Genomic DNA, 16,225 nt, shown 5'->3' with positions numbered 1-16,225 from the left:
TCCCTGCAACTCATAGATTTCTTCCCTGCAACTCATAGATTTTGGCATCATAGCCCATTGTTTTTAAGCAAAAATGGGCTAAAAAAATAACACGGACAAATTCAATTTGTCCGTGTTTTAAAAATGAAGCTTAATTCATCCCTACCACATTCGTAGTAATGCTTCTGTCCTCTTTTCATATTTTACCTCGCCTTGGCAAGATATTGCTCTAGTACAGGGCAATAATATGCCAAGGCGAGGCAAGAAACGATGCGTCCTCTCGTATTGGTGGAATTGGCGTATCAGGCTTTCTTCTGATGCGTCGTATAGAATCCTAATCTCTTTTTTACTCTTCACCTTTCACCTTTTCGCCTGAAACCCCGATAAACACTGGGGTTTCGGGAGGTGAAGAGTGCTTACTCACTCTTCACCACTCTTCACCCGCCGGAAATCTTCTGATGGATGCTGTAGAAACGGAAAAAATAAATAAGGTGAAGAGGGGGTGAAGAGTCTGCCTGACTTTTCACCCTACTAAAGCTTCTGTATATCAGAAGATTATAATGGATTGGTGAAGGGTGAAGAGTGTCTTGCAATTTTTGTGCTGAATTTCTCTATTGTACCTAGGAAATGGAGGGGGTGGAGTTTTATGGAAGCAATGGGAGAATATCAGCAGTAAGGGCAATGATGTCTTCGGCTTTCACGAAGTCAGTATTGTGTTTTCTGATGATTTCTTCTATTTCTTTCTGATTGTTTGGAAACAGTTTGAGCAAAGACTTCTTGTTGCTGAAATGACTCAGCTTGTCATTCTTCAGCAGAAAATATTTGTTGTTGTTTCTGGTTTTGTAAACATCCTGTTGGGTATCTGGTTTATTGGCAGAATACTCTTGTCCTTCCATCAGGGAGAGATTGACAGACTGCGAACGGGCTTGCGATACTGTTCCATAGGCTCCTTTATAACCCACATTCACTTTGTCAAGATTCCAGTCAATCAGAAGCTTTCCCTGAGGATAACTGATTACCTGATAGAATTTGTTCTTGATTCTGCAAAAGAGATCTTGGGCAATCTTTATGCTATCTACCGACTGGACATTCATCAGAATCATGTTCTCTCCGTTTTGCTGATACATCACGCAGTGCTTGCCTGCATCATAATTCAGCGGAACTCTTACTTCCTGATTCCCGTTCATATAGATTGTTCCCTTCTGATACTCTGGATAAAGCAGTACCGTCTTGTTTTGCGCATAACTTGCAAGACTCAAGAAAGAAAGGAACAATAAGAAAAATCTTGTTTTCATTTGAATTAAGAATTTGAATAAAACAAAGTATGGGAACACTGATGTGTTCCCATACCCTATGTATTTAAATATTATTTTGCACTTCCTGCGCCCCATGCTGGAGCACCCTGGTCTTGCCACAGACGTTCTGTTGCAAGAACCTCATTGTAGAGACCTGAAGTAGTGATGGTCAAGCCCTGTGCCTTGTAAGCCTCAGTCTTGATACCCTTCATGATATCAGTCTCGCTGATATTACCAGTAGGGAAGCGACGAGGAATCTTGTTGGCAGGAACCTCAGAATAGCTCTTGCGTGGCAGAATTGTTGAGTTATAACTTGGATAACCAGAACGACGTGCTGTTACGAAAACCTCATTTGGATAGAGAGTGAAGTTCAGCATCTCCTGAATGTAGATCTTCTCCAATTTTTCTGCAGCTGTACCTGTGAAGGCATATTTGTCGCTTTGCATCATATTGTTAATCTCACCATCCTGCAAGTCGATAGGCTTCTCGTTCTCCTTGTCGTAACCGAAGCAGCCTGTAACGGTGCTGTAGTAAGCTACCTGGTTGTCCTTTGCCAATGTATTGTAGGTGTTGCAAGAGAGAGCAAGAGCATTGTCATAATACTTCTTAGCCTTTGCCTCGTCATTGTTGAGCATAGCAAACTCAGCCAAGTACAAGTTGGTCTCTGCTGCACTCATATACAAACCATACCAAGGACGATCCTTTGTGGTGAATGTATAGGTATCATCTGGCAATGTTGCAGCCTCAACCTGAGATGCTGAAGAATAACTACGACCAATGATCATCATATTGTTAAGAGTTGAGTACACTGTATAGCCCTGTGGATTCTTGCCTTCCTTGTTGTGGAGGTACAACTCCTTGTCTGCGTTAGCATACTGTGAAGGGAAATACCATTTGTATTTACCTGTCGCATCGAGCTGTGCGTTCCAGTCCTCGGTCAAACCATAGTAGCGTACCCATGGCTCACCCATACCCTTCCACTTGACAAACTTCTTTTTGCCGTCTGCACCAGTGGTGAATTCTACGTTCTTTTCAATAAAGTCAGGAATCTCCAAACCTGCATCATAGTAGCCCTGGATAATCTTGGAGTTCCATTGGTTCTTGGTGTAGAAGAAACGTACACGTGGGTCCTTGTTGTCAACCATGAAGTTGATGACCGACTGAGAACCGACGCAACCTGTGAATCCATTGTTCCAGTGATAGATGCGGTCGTTGATATAGCCGTCATCACCAGTCAACTTGTTGACACCCTTATTGAAAAGGATATCATCACTATTGGTGTTCATGTAGCCACAAGAAGCACTTTCTACAGCAGCAGCAATCTGCTTAGCCTTGGTTGGATTCTGTGCCAAAAGGCGAACTGCAATTTTAAGCTTCAGGGAATTGGCAAATTTTGCCCACTTTGCCTTGTCACCACCGCAAACTACGTCTTGCTCAGACTTGATGATTACATCGTCAGAAGTGAAAGCTGAAATGCACTCATCCAATTGTGTAAGCCAGAGATCATACAGGCTTTCTACACTGTCATATCCAGGGGTAAGAGTGCCGCCGTAGGCAGCTTTACATGCCTCTTTGTAAGGAATATCACCATACAGGTCGGTTCCGAAAAGACCCAGATAAATGCTCATGATTTGAGCACCCTTCACGTAGCCAATTTGCTGCTTCTTCTGGTTATCGTCTAAAGACTCGTACTGATTCTCCATAGCGCGGAGAACACGCAGTACGTTTTGATACTGCCAAGACTGGTCACCATCCAATGTTAAGGTCAGAATGCCTTCACCAGCTCCGCTGGCAGACATACCCATTCCTGCCCACTGGTATTTCATAGGAGCATTGTAGAAGTACTCCAGATATGGTTGTGGATCGAATTTATTCACAGCCTCTGCAAACAAATAAGAGATTTCTCCCTTTGTTACGGCAGATGGATTGGTATTTGTTTCAGCGAAATCATCTCGGCAGCTGGTAGCGGTGAAAGTCAGACCAACTGCGAGTGCCGCCATTATTAACTTATTTGATTTCATAATCTTCAATTTTTATAAAATTAGAATGTTGCGCTGATTGTAAATGTATAGCTTGCTGTGTATGGGCTGACAGAACGGATCATGAACTGACCAGACTGTGTACCACGCATAGACTCTGGGTTGAAGTTGTTTGGTAATGAATTCAACAAGTAACCCAAGTTACGACCAGTCAAAACGAAGCTGAGGTTAGAAGCACCAATCTTGTTGGCGATGCTCTGAGGCATACGATAGCTCAGGGAAACCTCACGCAATGCGATGTAATTCAGCTCATGGAACCAGTCATTGTTCTTCCATACGGATGCACGACCCCATGAATTGTTCCAATAGTTCCATGAAGAAGCGTGCTGTGGATCTACAATTCCTCTCTTAACCAAGTCGGCATACAGCTCACCACCTTCAGCAATGGTATATTCACCTGTTGGAGTATTGATGGTTACACCGCCTGGCATGATTGCTTCAGGAATGATACCGTCATCATACTGCTTGCCATCCCAGATTGATTTATAGGTGATACCACCATGCTCGGCATCTGTTCCATTCAGTGAAGACTTTAAGTAACCGTAAGCGGTACCATAGTGAGAACCATAGATGGCAACCATACCACCGAAGCGCATATCAAGAGAAGCACTCAAAGACCAGTTCTTGTACTTCAAGGTTGTATTGACAGAACCCAGGAAGTCTGGCTGGATGCTACCTACCTCTTTCTCTACGCCTGAGCGTGAGTAGTAAACGGAATGGCGTCCGTTGTAAGAAGCTGTCTCCAGGATAGGAAGACCGGTTTTCTCGTCATAGTTAGGAGTTGCGTCTGACATCAGCAGACCGTACTCACCACCCACCTTGGCAACAGAACCAATACGGAAGTTACCGTATGAAGGCATACCTACCAGGCTGATGTAGTTAGCTACGTTCTCGTGCAAAGACACAATCTTAGACTTGTTCTTGGTGTAAGTGAAGTTCAAATCCCACTCCCAATCCTTGGTCTGGATAGGTGTTGTATTCAATGCAAGCTCCACACCCTGGTTCTGGATGTTACCAGCGTTAACTACCTGGTTGCTCAAACCTGAGATGCTAGGAACCGAGATAGACATAATCTGGTTCTTGGTATTCTCACGATAATAAGTAGCATCAATACCAATGCGGTTGTTCAGGAAACGCCAGTCGATACCAAATTCCCATGAGTTCTTACGCTCAGGCTTCAAGTTAGGATCGTAAGAGGTATCAGGTACCTGCAAGCCATAAGTCTTGTCAATACCATAGATGTTGTATGCAGAGTTGATTCTGTAAGCATCTGTGTCATTACCTACCTGAGCCCATGATGCACGGATCTTGGCAAATGAAATCCAAGATGGCAACTTGCCACGGAATGTCTCGTGAATCAACCATGATCCGGAAACTGATGGATAGAAGTAAGAGAAGTTACCATGCTTATCTGTATATACCAGAGATGAAGACCAGTCGTTACGGCCTGTTACATCCAGATATACCTGATCCTTCCAACTCAACGCCAACTGACCTGCAATAGACATGATGGTCTTTTCGCCAGAGATGGTGGCAGAAGCTTCAGGAGTCTCCTTAGAGTTTCCGATGAAATACTGTCCAGGAACAATCAAGCCACCCTTGGTTTTCATGCTGCTCTCCTGCTGGAAGTTGTGGTAGTACTCTCCACGTATGAAACCGCTGATGTTGAAGTCGCTCACAGCCTTGTTCCATGAGAAGTTTGCATTCAGGTTAGTCTGCTCCTTGGTATATTGTCCAAGTACGTACTCACCACCTTCGTTGGCGTAACCAGAACCCAGCTCCTTGCTTTCGCTGCGCTTGTAGTAGTAGTTGTAGTTACCTTCGGCAGAGAACTTCAGCCAATTGGTCAAGTCGGCAGTAACCTTCACGTTAGGGCGTACAGAAGTTTCTTTCTGAGAATATTCATTCTCATAGATGCTCCACCATACACTACGTCCAGGTGCATTACCATATTCATCATTATATGCTGTGCTTGCCAAGCCTCCATGAGAACCCTTATAGCGTGATCTCCAATAGCGGGTATCATACATACGGCTGAATGTACCATCAATGAAGCACTCACCGAAGTTGGTCATGCCACCCTGCTTAGGATTAGAGTTGGCAAAAGTGATGCCTGCCTCAAGTTCTACCTTGTTTGTAATCTTGTGAGATGCCTTAGCCATCAAAGACAAACGGGAGAATGAGTTGTTTGGTGTAGTACCATTGGCATACTTGTAAGACATAGATGTATAGAAAGATGTCTTGTCGTTGGCACCAGATACGGCAATATTGGTATTGGTGTTGAAGGCATCATCGTATGCATCTGTAAAGTTGTTCTTATATGGTGAATAGTTCACGGTAGAATAGTCGTAGAACTCGATAGGCTGACCATCGAATTTAGGACCCCAAGACACACCGCCACCCCATGCTACAGAGCGCTTGCCGTCTGCGTTCAGGTAGAATGAGTCGGTATCCTGCATATTGCCAGAAGACTTATAGTTTGCATATCCTGACATATAACCATCACCACGAACATTCTGGAAGTCTGGACCACCATATACGTGATCGATACCGAATGTCTGAGAGAAGTTAATGCCGAGACCCTTCTTGCCCTTACCACTCTTAGTAGTGATAACGACCGCACCATTCAAACCGCGGGAACCATAAAGAGCTGTAGCGGCAGCACCCTTCAAAACTGATACACTCTCGAAATCGTCTGGGTTCAAGTTCTTCAATTCATTACCCCAGTCAGTATCGTTCTGGCTCCAGTCTGCATCACCATTCTTAACGCCGTTGTCAAGGATAACACCGTCAACAACATAGATAGGCTGGTTGTTGGAGCTCAAGGTAGAAGCACCACGAATCAGGATCTTGGCAGAACCGAAGAGTCCACCATCAGAACCCGAGATATCCACACCGGCAACCTTACCCTGCAAAGCTGATACAGGGTTTACCAAGTTCTTATCAAGATTTTCTCCTTTCAATTCAGTAACTGCATAACCAAGCGCCTTTGTTTCGCGCTTCATACCCAAAGCGGTTACTACGACCTCGTTGAGGCTTTTCGCATCGTCTTTCAAGGTTACATTGAGTGGCTTTCCGTTGAAGACAACTTCCTGGGTCTCATATCCAACGTAAGAGATACGGAGTACCGCACCCTTCTTGACACCCTTGAGTTCAAAGTTACCATCCAGGTCGGTAACAGTACCTGTAGTCGTTCCCTTCACGAGAATAGAAGCACCAATGACAGTTTCGCCAGTAGCATCCTTGACGATACCTGTACATGTCTCGTCTTGCTGTACGTTCTGTACGCTGTTCACGGCAGGAATACCTGCGTAAGCAGCACCAGCAGAACCAACCATCAAGGCGAATGCCAGATTCATTGTTTTGTTAGTTTTTGCCATAATACAAACTTTTAATGTAATGAATAACTATTTATATTTAATTGTTCTTGCTTGAAATGTTTAATTGTACTCACTTACAATCTGATTTTCTTTTATTTATTATCTAGGTTGGTAAGTTCTTTTAAATTTTTTTGGCAAAGTTATATAAAATATATTAAATAGAATACAAAAAACAGAGAAAATATTTCGACTTTAATGGTATTTAACCAAAAAATAAGCTGTGAACGATAACAAACGGCCACAGCTTGTTAATTTTAACCAAAAAGTTTGCCAATGCTGCGCAACTTTGTGCGATATCCATAGATGGCAATCACCACGAAACAGATGAATGGAAGAATGAACGATGCATTGGTAGATGGCATTCCGAATACGGTATGCATATCGATGATGGATGCCTGCAAAGGTGGTAAGACACTACCGCCCAGAATTGCCATGATGAGACCGGCTGCACCAAACTTGGCATCATCGCCAAGACCCCTCAGGGCTATACCATAGATGGTAGGGAACATCAATGACATGCAGGCACTGACTGCTACCAGGCAGTAGAGACCCCAGATGTTGTGAAGGGCAATGACGCCGGCTGTGAAGCAGCCACCTGCTATCGCCAATATCATCAGTAACTGTCCTGCATTGAAGAAGCGAAGAATGAAGGTGCAGATGAAGCGGGAACAGCAGAACAGTACCATCGCAATGATGTTGAACTTCTGCGAGGTTACCTCGGCATCAATCTCTGCCATTCCTTCCTGCATCAGGATGCGGGTACCATACTGGATGATGAAGGTCCAGCACATAATCTGTGCGCCCACATAGAAGAACTGGGTGAATACGCCTTCACGATAGTGAGGCATGCGGAAGATGCGGCGAAGGGTAGGCATGAAGTTGATCTTGTTGTCTTTCTCGCTGTTCTTCGGCATCTTGGTAAACAGGATGACGAAGAAGATGGTGAGGATGACCAGACCGATAATCAGGTATGGATTGATCAGTACCGAAAGGTCGTATTCCTTGATTGCCTCAAATTCGCTAGCTGAGAGATTGGCGCGCCCAGTCGTATCAAGCGGGTTGAGTTTTGCCTGGATAAAGTTCATCGCCACATACATACCGAGCAGCGAACCCATCGGGTTGAACGATTGCGCCAGGTTGAGTCGGCGTGTTGCCGTCTCCTCCGTTCCCATCGACAGAATGTAAGGGTTGCTCGATGTCTCCAGGAAGGAGAGTCCGCAGGTCAGGATGAAGTAGGCGAGGAGAAATGGATAATATTCGCCCATCATTTTTGCCGGATAGAAGAGGAATGCACCGAAGGCATAGAGTCCTAATCCCAGCAGTACGCCTGCCTTGTAGGAGAAGCGGCGGATGAAGATGGCGGCAGGGAAAGCCATGGCGAAGTAACCGCCGTAGAAGGCTACCTGTACCAGTGCACCATCCGTAGATGACATTCGGAAGATTTTGGAGAATGCCTTCACCATCGGATTGGTGATATCATTGGCAAATCCCCACAGTGCAAAGCACGATGTGATTAATATGAAAGGTACGAGGTAGCTCACCCCGTCTTTCATCAGGATTGATTCTTTCTTTTTTTGTTCCATATTTCAGGTTAATATTGTCTGCGTTTATGTTTGTAGGTAAATATTCGGATGGATCAGATGCTTTGTCTTACCACGGCTCTCAGCTCGTCGATATCCTTGATTTCTCCCTTGGCAAGTGCCTGGGTCAGGATGTTGCCCATACCCGTAGCCTCTATAGGACCCGCAATGACTGGAACGCCCAATGCTTCGGAGGTGAGACGGTTGAGTAACTTGTTCTGTGAACCGCCGCCGATGATGTGCATGCACTTGATTGGCTGTGGTAACATCTCGTTGAGGTGAGCAGTAGCCTCGGCATACTTGGCTGCCAGCGACTGGAGTACGCAGCGCACGATTTCTGCCTTGCTCTGAGGAACCTGCAACTGATGGGTGGCGCAGTAGTCGATGATAGCCTGCTGCATGGATGCCGGATTCTGGAACGCAGCGTCGTCCACAGGGATGATGGCATTGATATGAGCTTCTTCTGCCAGAGGAAGGATGATGTCGAACTGCTGTTCCTCGCCATTCTCCTTCCATTCTGCCATCAGTCTCTGCATGATCCAGAGACCTGTGATGTTCTGCAGGAAGGTGATGCGGCCGCCGATGCCACCCTCGTTGGTAAACTCTGCCTTTCGGGCTTCCTCGGTAAGGATTGGCTTTTCTATCTCAACACCCAGAAGCGACCAGGTTCCCGAACTGATGAATGCCATCGGGTATTCATCTTCTGTGGCTGGTACGGCTGCTACCGCACTGGCTGTATCATGAGAACCTACAGCGATGACATCTACTTCTCCGAGTCCGGTTTCCTCTGCGATGTCGCGGCGCAGCTTTCCTCTTACGGTGCCCGGCATCACGATTTTGCCGAAGATGTGGCGTGGAAGCCCCAGCTGGTCGATGGTTTCCCAGTCCCAGTCCTTGGTGGTTGCATTCAGGAGTTCTGATGTGGATGCGATGGTATATTCATTGTTGGCTTCGCCTGTGAGATAGTAGCTGAAGAAATCTGGGGTGAAAAGCAGATGCGCAGCCTTCTCCAACTGTGGACTGTTGGTTTTCTTCAGACTGTATAGCTGGAAGAGGGTATTGATTTCCATCACCTGTGTGCCGTTGATGGCATAATGTGCCGATGGATCAATCTGCTTGAACACTTCTTCCGGCATTCCCTTGGTACGGGCATCGCGATAGCATACCGGGTTGCCCAGAAGGTTGCCGTCCTGGTCGATGAGTCCGAAATCCACTCCCCAGGTATCGATGGCGATGCCATCCACCTTGAGTCCCTTGGCTCCTGCCATCTTCAGTCCCGTCTTCATATCCTCGAAAAGGGCGAGGAAATCCCAATAGACGTGGTTGCCTAATCTTACCTGTCGGTTAGGGAAACGATGGATGAGCTCCATTTCGAGCTTGCCGTTTTCTAGTTTTCCGGCAATTACTCGTCCGCTGCCTCCACCGAAATCTATAGCTAGATAAATCATAGTTATTTATAAATGTTTGGGTAGATAAAAGTTGTTTCGTATAAAAAGCGGTAGGAGAGTGCCCGTAGCGGGCAGCTTTCTCTCCTACCGCTTCTCTCTGATAGAGGATAGAGGTTTATTGTTTCTTACCTAAAACGTAAACCTCGAGATCGTCGATTTCTTCCGGTGTCAGTGTGGTGTATTTGCCGCCACTCTGAACGATGATTCTGCAAGCCATCTCAAAGAACATGGCACGCTCGAACACCTCGTCGAAATTCTTGCCGCAAACTACCTGTCCGTGCTTCAGCAAGAGAGCTGAGTTGTGATCCTTCAAGGCTGCGATGACAGCTGCTGCCAATTCTGGAGAACCAGGACGATAGTAAGGAATCACAGGGATTTCCTTGCCTACGTGGCATGGTACCTCTGCGGTTACATTGAAGTCCTTCGGAGTTTCCTGCATGCAAGCCACTGCTGTTGCAAAAGGAGACTGGAAGTGGAGAACCACGTCGCAGTCAGGACGCTCACGGAGTACACCGAGGTGGAATCCGCTCTCCATAGAAGGTTTAACGCCATTGAGTACTTCGCCCGTTGCTACCAGGCACTGAGATACCTTCTCCTTCTGGAGGCTAGGAACCCATGAACCTGTACCTGAGACAAGAGCCTCGTCGCCGATGCGCCAAGAAAGGTTGCCACTACTGCAGATGGTGAGGGCTGCATCGCCTACGCGGTGAGCCTGCTCCAGGAATTTCTGAATATGCTCTTCTGTAATCATTTTCTTTTTCTTTCTATTTGAATGATATTCGTACTGATGGTGTTACACTTTATTTATATATAGGACCGTAGTTCTTGCAAGCACGGAAGTCTGCACCTTCCTTGTCCATACCGAATGCGTTCCAAGATGCAGGACGGAAGATCTTGTCGTCTTCTACGTTGTGCATGCATACTGGGATGCGGAGGATAGAGCAGAGGGTGATGAGGTCGGCACCGATATGGCCGTAGCTGATAGCACCATGGTTAGCGCCCCAGTTGTTCATCACAGAATATACATCCTTGAATGGAGCCTTGTCGCAGAGACGTGGTGCGAACCAGGTAGTAGGCCATGTTGGGTCTGTACGCTTGTCGAGAACCTTGTGAATCTCAGGATCAATCTCTACAGTCCAACCTTCTGCCAACTGGAGCACAGGACCAAGACCCTTTACGTGGTTCAGACGAACCATGGTTACAGGCATACCGCCCTTGCTGAGGAAGTTGGAAGAGAAACCACCGCCACGGAAGTAGTCACGGTTAGCTGGATACCAGGTAGTTGCCTTCAAGCACTTATCTACATCCTCCTCGGTCATCTCCCAAGGCTGCTTCATGATTGGGTTGCCCTCTGCATCTGTAGCCTGACCAGTACCGTCGAGTGTGGTAGCACCAGAGTTGATCAGGTGGATGATACCGCCAGCTGCCTGACCTGTAAGTTCCTTACCGGTAACACGCTTCACTGCCTCTGGACTCCAATAGGTACGAACGTCGCTGAAGATCTGAGCACGACCTGTCAACAGGTGGTTGAACAGCATAGCTACGCCGTTGCCTGCATCATTCTCTGTAGCGAGAATGATAGCCTCACGGATACCATTCCAGTCGAATGAAGTATTGAGGAGAGCCTCTGGATAGTCGCCGTTAGGATAGAAGTCTGTCCACTGGCGCTGTCCCTGGAAACCACCGGCGATGGCATTGTGCCCCAAAGCTTCCTCCTTGAAACCTAACTCTTCCAGTCTTGGGTTACCGTGCATCAAGTCGCGCATGATGATAGTCATCTTCACGATGAACTCCCAGTCTGCATCCTTCTGTTCGCGGGTCTTTGCCTTTTCATGGTTAGCGATGTCCTCACCCTCATTGCACATACAGTGCTCGCGGGTCCAAGCCATAGCCTTCTCATACTCCACTGGGTCGTAGATACCCTCTGTCATACGGCGGATGATCTCAGTAAGGTCAACACTCTCATTGCGCATACCGAGGTACTCCTGGAAGAAGTTAGGGTCAACGATAGAACCGGCGATGCCCATGCAGGCGCTACCCATAGAGAGATAAGACTTGCCACGCATGGTAGCTACTGCCTGAGCTGCTCTTGTAAAGCGCAGAATCTTCTCTGCTACATCAGCCGGGATAGAGTCATCTTCCAAGTCCTGTACATCATGACCGTAGATGCCGAAAGCTGGCAATCCCTTCTGGGCATGAGCTGCGAGAACAGCAGCCAGATAAACAGCACCTGGACGCTCTGTACCGTTGAATCCCCAAACTGCCTTTGGCCAGTGTGGGTTCATATCCATAGTTTCTGCACCATAGCACCAGCAGGAAGTAACGGTGATGGTAGAGCCAACACCCTCGCGCTCAAACTTCTCTGCGCAAGCTGCACTTTCTGCTACACGGCCGATGGTACTGTCAGCAATCACGCACTCTACAGGAGAGCCGTCGCCATTACGTAAATTCTCTGAAATCAGTTTAGCTACAGACTTAGCCAAATTCATGGTTTTTTCCTCGAGGCTTTCTCGTACACCTCCCTGACGTCCGTCAATGGTAGGACGGATACCGATTTTAGGATAGTTACTCATAATTCTTGTTATTTAAGTTTTTATAGTTACTATATTTTATATACATTATATTATAAGCACAAAGGTAGTGATAAAAACTGAATCTTATCACTACCTTTATGCTTTTTTATATTTGTTTTTCTTTATTTTGAATTAAACTTGAATGCCAGAGGTTCATTCTTGAGTCCGGATGGAAGGGTAACGGTTACCTGATTGCCCTTGACGGTGTACTTGACAGACTTGCCGTTCTGCAGCAGAACGAGCTTACCCTTAGGCTTGTTCTCTGTCCAGGTAATGGTCTTAGGGGTCTTTTCTCCATCTTCCAGTGCATAGATGGCGTAGAGGGTCTTGCCGTTCTTGTCGGCGGTAAACCATACCTTGCCATCATTATAGTGGGCTGTATTGACGGTAGAGTAAATAGCCTGACCGTTCTTGTTGAGCCAGTTTCCTATCTGCAGGAGGTTTTTCACAACTTCCGGTTGCAGGGTTCCGTCTGCCTTCGGACCAACGCCGAGTGCGAGACATCCGCCCTTTGCTACAATTTCTGAGAGAATACCTATCACCTTGTTAGGTGACTTGAACTTAGCATTTGGTGTCCATCCCCAGGCATGGCTCAGGGTGATGCAGCTTTCCCAAGGAATATCGAGCTGCTTGGCTGGGATACCCTGCTCAGGAGTCTGGTAGTTCTCATTCTTTCCACGAATGGTTCTATCTACGCTGATCATACCCGGATTGCGCTTGCGGGCATCTACCAGAATGGTATCAAGCCCAATCTCGTCACCGGTAATCCATCCGCCATCGAGCCACAGGATATCGATGTTGCCATAATCGGTGGTCAACTCGTTAAGCTGGTTCTGTGTAAACTTGCGGTAGTTCTGCCACCAGTCTGGATGCTGCTTCTTCTTGTAGTTGATGCGGCGGTTAGGGGTTGCATAATAAGGATTCCAGAACCATTTGCTGTGCCAGTCTGGTTTGGAGAAATAACAACCGATCATGAATCCCTTGTTGCGGTAGGCGTCGAATACCTCCTTGGCGATGTTGTGGCGTGGATCCTTGCCGAAAGGTCCATGAGCAATGGAGAAGTCGGTATATTTGGTATCAAACATACAGAAGCCGTCGTGGTGCTTGGTGGTGAAGATCATATACTTCATACCTGCCTTTTTCATCACGTCAGCCCATTTGCTAGGGTCGAAGTTCACTGGATTGAGGGAATCTTTCTGGCTCCAGTACCATGCCTTGTCCTCCTCGTAGGTAGGTTTGCGCTCACGTACAATCCAGTCTTCCGAACAGATTGACCAGGATTCTACAACGCCGGGTACGCTATAGAGTCCCCAGTGCATCAATACACCGAACTTCTGGTCCTGCCAGTGCTTGAGTTTGGTTAATACTTGTGGATCTGTTGGCCAGACGTAATCTTCTGTGTTTGACTGTTGGTGAACGAAGCTTTGTGCTTCCTGTGCCTGTATCTGGGTAGTGAATCCTGCAGATAAGGCAAGGCCGAGCATCATTAATTTGAAATGTTTCATATACCTTGATAGTTAAATTGGATTGATGTTTTAATTGTTTATGCCGTTTTGATTTATTTATGTGCTGCAAATTTACAGCTTTTTTGCGAAAGATGCAAGAAAGTTACAAAAAAGTTACTTGAAAGATGAAAAAAAATGCTTTGAATGCTATCCGGACATTGAAAAAAAGATAGAAAACAAAGAATTAAGGATAGAAAGTAAAGCAGGATTTGGCATTACTGAGAAAAAAAAAGATAATAGAAAAAACGGGTAAGTAATTTGCGTTACTTACCCGTTTTTCTATTTTCTTTGGCATTATTGCCTGTTTCTTTTGCTGCATCAATCAAGTTTCCAAAGTCATCGCAGAACTCTGTCATCTGATGATAGAGCAGGTTGCTGCCTTTATCAGATAACACAGTATCTGGCAGAGGTCCGGAGTTGATGGCCACGGTGAAGATGTTGGCTGCTACACCGGCACGAACGCCCAAAGGAGCATTCTCTACCACAATGCCTTCCCAAGGCTGCAGGTTGCCAGCTTTCTGCAATCCCATCAGATAAGGATCTGGATTTGGCTTGCCTCGCTTCACATCATAAGCAGTTACGATATGCTCTTCATCGAGATATTTGCCGAAGTCGTTGAGAAGTCTCAGGATGAGTGGGCGCTGACCGCTGCCCGTTACGACTCCTACCTGCATACCGGCTTCCTTGATCTTCTGCATGATTTCCTTCACACCAGGGAAAATCTCGGCGGTAGGCATGGAGTGGAAGATGTCGGTCTTTACATCATACATCTTCTGTGCTTCATCCAGCGTGATGTCGATACCCTTCTGCTTCTTCACCATCATCTGGATGGTGTCGATGCCTCGGGCTCCCTCGGTGGCATAGGCATCGGCGGCAGTCATGTGGATATCAAACTGCTTCATCGACTCCTGCCATGCTACGGCATGATTGGGCATACTGTTATACAATACGCCATCCATATCAAAAAGAACGGCTTTAGGGTTGAATTCCCCAAAGCCGTGGTCTTTTAAGTATTTTGAAATAATTTCTTTCATCAATTACTTCTCGTTAGCCAGACGTTCCTGGATAGCCTTGCTCTCTGCCTCATAACCTGGCTTGTTGAGCAATGCGAACATATTCTTCTTGTATGCCTCAACACCTGGCTGGTTGAATGGGTTCACCTCTTCCAGGAGACCACTGATACCGCAAGCCTTTTCGAAGAAGTAGATCAACTGACCGAGGTAGTAAGCGTTCAACTCAGGTACGTTAACCAGGATGTTAGGAACACCACCGTCAACGTGAGCCAGACGTGTACCGAGCTCAGCCATCTTGTTCACCTCGTCAACACGCTTGCCCTCAAGGAAGTTCAAACCGTCGAGGTTCTCATCGTCGTGAGGGAAGAGCAACTTCTCGTTAGGAGTCTCTACGCTGATGACAGTCTCGAAGATAGAGCGCTCGCCCTCCTGAATCCACTGACCCATAGAGTGAAGGTCGGTAGTGAAGTCGCAAGCTGCAGGGAAGATACCCTTCTGGTCCTTACCCTCGCTCTCACCATAGAGCTGCTTCCACCACTCAGCGAAGTAGTGAAGCTTAGGCTGGAAGTTGCAAACAATCTCAATCTTCTTGCCAGCCTGTGTATAAAGAGCCTGACGTGTAGCTGCATAGATAGCAGCAGGGTTCTCTTCGAAAGCAACGTCCTTGCCGCAAGCCTTCTCCATCTCAGCAGCACCAGCTACGAGCTGCTTAACATCGAAACCAGCTACTGCGATAGGCAGCAGACCTACTGGAGTAAGAACAGAGAAACGGCCACCTACATTGTCAGGGATGATGAAGCTCTTGTAACCCTCCTTGTCAGCACAAGTACGTGCAGCACCCTTCTTAGCGTCGGTTACGGCAACGATAACATCCTTAGCCTCTTCCTTGCCGCGCTGATCCTCGCACTGCTTCTTCAGAAGACGGAAAGCGAGAGCTGTCTCAGTTGTGGTACCAGACTTAGAGATATTGATGACACCAAACTTCTTGTCCTTCAGGAAAGAAGTCAACTCGAAGAGATAATCCTCACCGATGTTGTTACCTGCGAAGAGGATAGTTGGGTTCTTCTTATCGTTGACGAGCCATGCGAAAGAGTTGCCGAGACCTTCGATAACGGCGCGTGCACCGAGGTAGCTACCACCGATACCTGCCACAACAACGACCTCACACTTTTTGCGCAATGTGTTGGCAACAGCCTGGATTTCATTGAGAAATTCAGGAGTGATAGAAGATGGCAAATGCAACCATCCCAAGAAATCGTTACCTTCACATGTGCCGTTCTCAAGAGCTTCCTGAGCGGCCTTTACCTTAGGCTCATAAGCCTTTACTGCACCCTCTGCGAGGAATGATGCAGCCTTTGTAATGTTTAAGCTGATACTTTTCATTTTTCCTTTTAAATATCTAAATGAATGTGT

At 46.7% G+C, this 16,225-nt stretch carries 10 protein-coding genes; all 10 read right to left on the bottom strand.

All coding sequences use genetic code 11. The annotated features are described in order from the left end of the window. Nucleotides 1-623: 623 nt before the first annotated feature. On the bottom strand, nucleotides 624-1,274 hold the full coding sequence (locus AAAT87_RS05300) for a hypothetical protein (RefSeq protein WP_349225838.1): 651 nt from the start codon (nucleotides 1,272-1,274) through the stop codon (nucleotides 624-626). 71 nt (nucleotides 1,275-1,345) lie between these two features. Next, a complete protein-coding gene (locus AAAT87_RS05295; RefSeq protein WP_349225837.1) occupies nucleotides 1,346-3,295 on the bottom strand; it encodes a SusD/RagB family nutrient-binding outer membrane lipoprotein in 1,950 nt (649 codons plus the stop codon). Nucleotides 3,296-3,315: 20 nt separating this feature from the next. Beyond that, entirely contained in the window at nucleotides 3,316-6,693 is a 3,378-nt protein-coding gene (locus tag AAAT87_RS05290; protein ID WP_349225836.1) for a SusC/RagA family TonB-linked outer membrane protein, read from the bottom strand. A gap of 254 nt (nucleotides 6,694-6,947) precedes the next feature. Then, nucleotides 6,948-8,276 (bottom strand): L-fucose:H+ symporter permease, encoded by a 1,329-nt coding sequence (gene fucP / locus AAAT87_RS05285; protein ID WP_296972806.1) that lies wholly within the window; start codon nucleotides 8,274-8,276, stop codon nucleotides 6,948-6,950. 53 nt (nucleotides 8,277-8,329) lie between these two features. Then, nucleotides 8,330-9,721, bottom strand: coding sequence for a rhamnulokinase (locus AAAT87_RS05280; RefSeq protein WP_349225835.1), 1,392 nt, complete (start codon nucleotides 9,719-9,721; stop codon nucleotides 8,330-8,332). Between the two features lie 115 nt (nucleotides 9,722-9,836). Then, nucleotides 9,837-10,472 carry a class II aldolase/adducin family protein gene (locus AAAT87_RS05275; protein ID WP_117661511.1) on the bottom strand — a complete coding sequence of 212 codons (636 nt, stop codon included), beginning with the start codon at nucleotides 10,470-10,472 and terminating at the stop codon, nucleotides 9,837-9,839. Between the two features lie 49 nt (nucleotides 10,473-10,521). Next, complete coding sequence (gene fucI / locus AAAT87_RS05270; RefSeq protein ID WP_349225834.1) at nucleotides 10,522-12,294, bottom strand: L-fucose isomerase; 1,773 nt, start codon at nucleotides 12,292-12,294, stop codon at nucleotides 10,522-10,524. 122 nt (nucleotides 12,295-12,416) lie between these two features. Then, nucleotides 12,417-13,799: an alpha-L-fucosidase gene (locus AAAT87_RS05265; RefSeq protein WP_349225833.1), complete on the bottom strand. Its 1,383-nt coding sequence runs from the start codon at nucleotides 13,797-13,799 to the stop codon at nucleotides 12,417-12,419. 263 nt (nucleotides 13,800-14,062) lie between these two features. After that, nucleotides 14,063-14,833, bottom strand: a complete 771-nt coding sequence (locus AAAT87_RS05260; protein ID WP_349225832.1) for an inorganic diphosphatase — start codon at nucleotides 14,831-14,833, stop codon at nucleotides 14,063-14,065. A gap of 3 nt (nucleotides 14,834-14,836) precedes the next feature. Beyond that, nucleotides 14,837-16,195: a glucose-6-phosphate isomerase gene (locus AAAT87_RS05255; RefSeq protein ID WP_349225831.1), complete on the bottom strand. Its 1,359-nt coding sequence runs from the start codon at nucleotides 16,193-16,195 to the stop codon at nucleotides 14,837-14,839. Nucleotides 16,196-16,225 lie beyond the last annotated feature (30 nt).

This window comes from Segatella sinensis (genome assembly GCF_040095255.1).
In the GTDB taxonomy this organism is placed as follows: Bacteria; Bacteroidota; Bacteroidia; order Bacteroidales; family Bacteroidaceae; genus Prevotella; species Prevotella sinensis.
Note: the sequence above shows the minus strand (reverse complement) of the source record. Positions and strands in the feature narration are given on the sequence as shown.

What these genes read in the sequence shown, in the direction of transcription:
- AAAT87_RS05300 (WP_349225838.1), bottom strand. Translation starts at nt 1,274, where the DNA reads ATGAAAACAAGATTTTTCTTATTGTTCCTTTCTTTCTTGAGTCTTGCA.
- AAAT87_RS05295 (WP_349225837.1), bottom strand. Translation starts at nt 3,295, where the DNA reads ATGAAATCAAATAAGTTAATAATGGCGGCACTCGCAGTTGGTCTGACT.
- AAAT87_RS05290 (WP_349225836.1), bottom strand. Translation starts at nt 6,693, where the DNA reads ATGGCAAAAACTAACAAAACAATGAATCTGGCATTCGCCTTGATGGTT.
- fucP (WP_296972806.1), bottom strand. Translation starts at nt 8,276, where the DNA reads ATGGAACAAAAAAAGAAAGAATCAATCCTGATGAAAGACGGGGTGAGC.
- AAAT87_RS05280 (WP_349225835.1), bottom strand. Translation starts at nt 9,721, where the DNA reads ATGATTTATCTAGCTATAGATTTCGGTGGAGGCAGCGGACGAGTAATT.
- AAAT87_RS05275 (WP_117661511.1), bottom strand. Translation starts at nt 10,472, where the DNA reads ATGATTACAGAAGAGCATATTCAGAAATTCCTGGAGCAGGCTCACCGC.
- fucI (WP_349225834.1), bottom strand. Translation starts at nt 12,294, where the DNA reads ATGAGTAACTATCCTAAAATCGGTATCCGTCCTACCATTGACGGACGT.
- AAAT87_RS05265 (WP_349225833.1), bottom strand. Translation starts at nt 13,799, where the DNA reads ATGAAACATTTCAAATTAATGATGCTCGGCCTTGCCTTATCTGCAGGA.
- AAAT87_RS05260 (WP_349225832.1), bottom strand. Translation starts at nt 14,833, where the DNA reads ATGAAAGAAATTATTTCAAAATACTTAAAAGACCACGGCTTTGGGGAA.
- AAAT87_RS05255 (WP_349225831.1), bottom strand. Translation starts at nt 16,195, where the DNA reads ATGAAAAGTATCAGCTTAAACATTACAAAGGCTGCATCATTCCTCGCA.